Consider the following 4,642-nt stretch of genomic DNA (forward strand, 5'->3'; position numbering starts at 1 on the left):
CCTCTCCCGCAAGCGGGAGAGGGGAGCACAGCAGTTGAGTTTGTTTTGAGACAAGCGCGCGCGCGGTCGCAATGTTCACTGGGGAAAACTGCACCTTGTCGCCGGCTTTAAGCTGCCCCAGTTGCCAAAGATCCGCCTCGATAATTGTCACCGGGCAGACAAACCCACCCAGGCTCGGCCCATCCGGCCCAAGAATCACCGGCATATCTCCGGTGAAATCCACTGCGCCAATGGCATACGGATTGTCGTGAATATTGGACGGGTGCAAGCCCGCTTCACCGCCACTCTCACGTACCCATTGCGGCTTTGGCCCGATCAACCGCACGCCGGTGCGGCTGGAGTTGAAGTGCACTTCCCAGTGGGTGGCGAAGAAGGTGTCGATGTACTCGGGGGTGAAGTATTCCGGCGCGCCGTGGGGGCCGTAGATCACCCGAATGCTGCGCAGCGTAGGCAATGCTGGGCACTGCGCGGCGTCCAGGCTGGCGCCATGGCTGCTGTCGGTCAGGGCGGGAATACGCAGCACATCGCCGCCCCGTAACGCACGGCCGCCATGGCCGCCAAATTGGCCCAGGGTAAAGGTGCTTTTGCTGCCCAGGTAATCCGGTACTTGCAGGCCGCCGCGCAGGCTTAGGTAGCTGCGCGCGCCGGCCCCGGCGATGGTGCCAAGTGCCAGGGTGCTGCCAGCTTTGATTAGCAGCGCGGTGTTCATCGCTTGCGCCACACCGTCGAGGCTCAGGGGAATGTCGGCGCCGGTCACCGCCACCACGGCATCGGTGTTAAAGCGCAGGGTTGGGCCGCTCATGGTGATTTCCAGGGCGGCAGCGCCTTCGGGGTTGCCCAGCAGGCGGTTGCCCAAGCGCAGGGAGAGGCTATCCATCGGCCCGGACGGCGGCACGCCCACGGCCCAGTAGCCGAGGCGGCCGGGGAAGTCTTGCACGGTGGTTTGTGTGCCGGCGCCGAGCACTTCTACGGTGTCGGCTTTGTAGACCAACTGTTCCAGGCAGCGGGTCCAGGGGTTGCCGCTGGCGAAGGGGGCGTCTTGGATAATCTGCCGCAGGTAGTCGCGGTTGCTTTCCACGCCATACAACACGCTGTCGCCAAGGGCGTTGTAGAGGCCGGCGCTGGCTTCTTCGCGGGTCGGTGCCCAGGCGATCAGCTTGGCGATCATCGGGTCGAAGTACGGCGGAATTTCGCAGCCGGCTTCTACCCAGGTGTCGATGCGTAGGGTTTTGCCATCGGCGGGCGGGAACTGTACGGCGGTCAGCAGGCCGGGGCTAGGTTGAAAGTCACGGCCCGGGTCTTCGGCATACAGCCGCGCTTGAATCGCGTGGCCCTTGGGCAGCAGCCCGTGCATCAACGTGCTGAGCGGCGGCAAATCACCGGCGCCCAGCTGGATCATCCAGCTCACCAGGTCAACGCCCCACACCTGTTCGGTAACGCCGTGCTCCACCTGCAGGCGGGTGTTTACTTCGAGGAAATAGAACTGGCTCGCTTCGCTGTCGTAGACAAATTCCACGGTGCCGGCGCTGCGGTAGTTCACCGCCTTGGCCAGCTTGATGGCGGCGGCGCACAGTTCATCGGCCATGCCGGCGGGCAGGTTGGTGGCCGGGGTTTCTTCCAGCACTTTCTGATTGCGCCGCTGCACCGAGCAGTCGCGCACGCCAAGGGCGATGACGTCGCCTTTGCCGTCGCCAAACACCTGCACTTCCAGGTGGCGAGCACGCTGGATGTATTTTTCGATAAACACGCCCGAGTCGCTGAAGTTGTTCTGGCCCAGGCGTTTTACCGCGTCAAAGGCTTCGCTGAGCTCGTTGGCACTGCGGCACACGCGCATGCCGATACCGCCACCGCCGGCAGTGCTTTTCAGCATCACCGGGTAGCCAACGTGCTCGCCGGCTTGCAGGGCAGCGTCGAGGTTTTCCAGCAGCTCGGTGCCTTCCAGCATCGCCACGCCGTGTGTTTTGGCCAGGGCGCGGGCGGTGTGTTTCAGGCCGAACACCCGCAGCTGCTCAGGCGTTGGCCCGACAAAGGCGATGCCGGCGGCTTCGCAGGCTTCGGCAAAGGCAGCGTTTTCCGAGAGAAAGCCATAGCCAGGGTGAATGGCCTGGGCGCCGGTTTGCTTGGCGATGGCGAGGATTTTCTCCACTTGCAAATAGGTGCCAGCGGCTGCGCCTTCACCCAGGCTAAAGGCTTCGTCGGCCTGCTGAATATGCAGGCTGGCGGCGTCGGCTTCGGAATACACGGCCACGCCTTTTACGTCGAGCGCTCGCAGGGTGCGCAAGATACGGCAGGCAATGGCGCCACGGTTGGCGATCAGCAGTTTGGTAAACATGGCGTAACCCTCGAAAGGGAAGGCGGGGCGTCCCGCGGTATTGGGTGTGCACCGGGGTCGTCCACGGTGGGGAATTCATACGAAACGATTAGGTTGACGCGGTCAGTCCCCTCGCCCCAGCGGGGAGAGGGCTAGGGTGAGGGGGGACTTTGATCTTGCGTTGACCCCTTGCCCTCACACTGGCCGCCGCCCCCGGTCCCTCTCCCGCAAGCGGGAGAGGGATGACGTTGCAGCACCTGCCCACTGCGGCTCTGGCACAAGGCGAAGAGCAACCGCCGTATCAATCCCATACCAAAAACTCCGCCGGCGTCGGGTTGTAGCCGTTGCAGGGGTTGTTCAGTTGCGGGCAGTTGGAGATCAGGACGATCACGTCCATATGCGCCACCAGTTCGACGTATTTGCCGGCGCCGGAGATGCCGTCTTCAAAGGTCAGGCCGCCTTCGGGAGTGACGGGCACGTTCATAAAAAAGTTGATGTTGGCGCTGATGTCGGCCTTGTTTAGGCGGCCGTCGTGCAGGCTGGCGCGCAGGAAGTTGTCGCGGCAGCTGTGCATATAGCGTTTGTCTTGGGCGTAGCGCACGGTGTTGCTTTCCTGGGCGCAGGCGCCGCCGAGGGTGTCGTGGCGGCCACAGGTGTCGGCGGTGATGGTCAGCAGCGGGTTGCCGAGGTTGGAGTACAACACCGTGCCGGTGGTGAGGTACACGCTCATTTGTTTGCGCAGGGTGCGTTGTACGTCGTAGCGCTCGCGCGGGTTGCTGGCGCTGAAGAACAAGGTGTCTACCGCCTGGTTACCTTCCAGGTCGAGCAGGCGCAGGGTTTGCCCGGCTTTGATTTCTTTCAGGAAGGGTTCGCCTGCGGCGATGGTCGAGCGCGAGACGGCGGTTTCGGCGTGGCGCGGGCTGTGGGTCAGAGTCTGTGACATGGGTTGGCCCTCAGATATACAAGCGTTCGGTGTTGTGGAAAGCGCGGCCGTTTTCCGCGCGCGAGGTGCGGCACAGCACGCTGATGCCGTCTTCGGCGACCTGGCTCCAGTTCAGTTGCACCGGCTTGGGTGCGTATTCAGTGGCGGGGTCCATGGGGTGTTGCAGGGCGGTGAGCACCACCAGGGTGTCCATCGGTGCGTACAGCTCGACGTAGTCGCCGGCCTTGGAGTTTTCGGCGGCGAAGTGGAAGCCGCCGTGACTGTCGACGGTCACTTTGCTGAACAGGTTGAGCACCATCAGCAGGTCTTGGATGTTCAGGTTCCACTTGCCCATTTCCACCAGCAGGTTGTCCACGCCATTGCGGAAGAAGCCGTTGCGCAGTTCCTGATAGCGGCCGCTGCCGTACTTTTCCTGCACCTCGGCGGCATTCAGTACGCCGCCAAAGCTGTCGTGCCAGCCGCAGGTGTCGGCGGTGATAGCGGCCAGCACCCGGCCCATGTCCGAGTACAGGCAATGGCCAACGGTAAGCTTGGCGGTGTGCTGGCCTTTAAGGCTGTCGGGCAGGTTTAGCCGCTCACTTTTCTCGGCGGCATTGAGCAGCATCAGGCTGACGTTGGCGCCGCCTTCAAGGTCGGTAATGCGCAGCAACTGGCCACGTTTAAGAACAAACGAGGTATGGCCGCCGCCCGGTACGGTTTCTTCATACAGGCTGGGGCGCAGGCTCAACGAGGTGCTCATGGTCAGGCTCCTTGGTAAACGGAATGCAGGCTGCCGGTAACGTGTGCCGGCAGGGCGTCGACGGCGGCACGGCTGGCGCGGCGGTCGGGGTTGAGGGGAATGTCGTAGGTAATGCGTGCGCCATAGGCATTCGGCGCGTGTGGGTCGTGACGGACCTTGTCGAACACCAGAATGCGGGTGCCCAAGGTGAAGCCTTCGGAGAGGTCGTGGGTGACCATAAACACGGTCAACTTGGTCTCGCGCCATAGCTCCAACAGCAACTGGTGCATGTCTTTACGGATGCCGGGGTCGAGGGCGCCGAAGGGTTCGTCGAGCAGCAACACCCGTGGCTGCATGATCAACGCTTGGGCAATGGCCAGGCGTTGCTGCATACCGCCGGAGAGCTGGGTGGGGTATTTATCCAAGGCATGGCCAAGGCCGACTTTAGTCAGTAGCGCGGCGGCCTGTTCGCGGGCATCCCGCTTGGCGTGGCCAAACAGGCGACCGAGCAGCGGCGAGCGCGGCAATTCCAAACCCAGCGCCACATTGTTCAGCACCGATAAGTGCGGGAACACCGAGTAACGCTGAAACACCACGCCACGGCTGGCATCCGGCTCGCCAACCAGCGGTTTACCGCCGAGCAAAATCTCGCCTTTGCTCGGCACTTCCT

The 4,642-nt window shown here is 63.0% G+C and carries 4 protein-coding genes; all 4 read right to left on the reverse strand.

The window, feature by feature from the left end; genetic code table 11:
• Positions 1-2,332 (reverse strand): 5-oxoprolinase/urea amidolyase family protein (locus AAAB16_RS19650; RefSeq protein WP_340664845.1); only part of this gene is annotated, 2,332 nt, incomplete at its 3' end.
• 280 nt (positions 2,333-2,612) lie between these two features.
• Positions 2,613-3,254, reverse strand: a complete 642-nt coding sequence (locus AAAB16_RS19655) for an urea amidolyase associated protein UAAP2 (protein WP_340664846.1) — start codon at positions 3,252-3,254, stop codon at positions 2,613-2,615.
• A 10-nt stretch (positions 3,255-3,264) separates the two neighbouring features.
• Entirely contained in the window at positions 3,265-3,993 is a 729-nt protein-coding gene (locus AAAB16_RS19660) for an urea amidolyase associated protein UAAP1 (protein ID WP_340664847.1), read from the reverse strand.
• Between the two features lie 2 nt (positions 3,994-3,995).
• Positions 3,996-4,642: ATP-binding cassette domain-containing protein (locus AAAB16_RS19665; protein ID WP_340664848.1), on the reverse strand; the 647-nt coding region annotated here is incomplete at its 5' end.

Origin of the sequence: Pseudomonas sp., assembly GCF_037994325.1 — a bacterium.
Lineage (GTDB): Bacteria > Pseudomonadota > Gammaproteobacteria > Pseudomonadales > Pseudomonadaceae > Aquipseudomonas.

Bases quoted from the DNA above. Each gene is read 5' to 3' on its own strand.
- AAAB16_RS19655 (WP_340664846.1), bottom strand. From the start codon at position 3,254: ATGTCACAGACTCTGACCCACAGCCCGCGCCACGCCGAAACCGCCGTC.
- AAAB16_RS19660 (WP_340664847.1), bottom strand. From the start codon at position 3,993: ATGAGCACCTCGTTGAGCCTGCGCCCCAGCCTGTATGAAGAAACCGTA.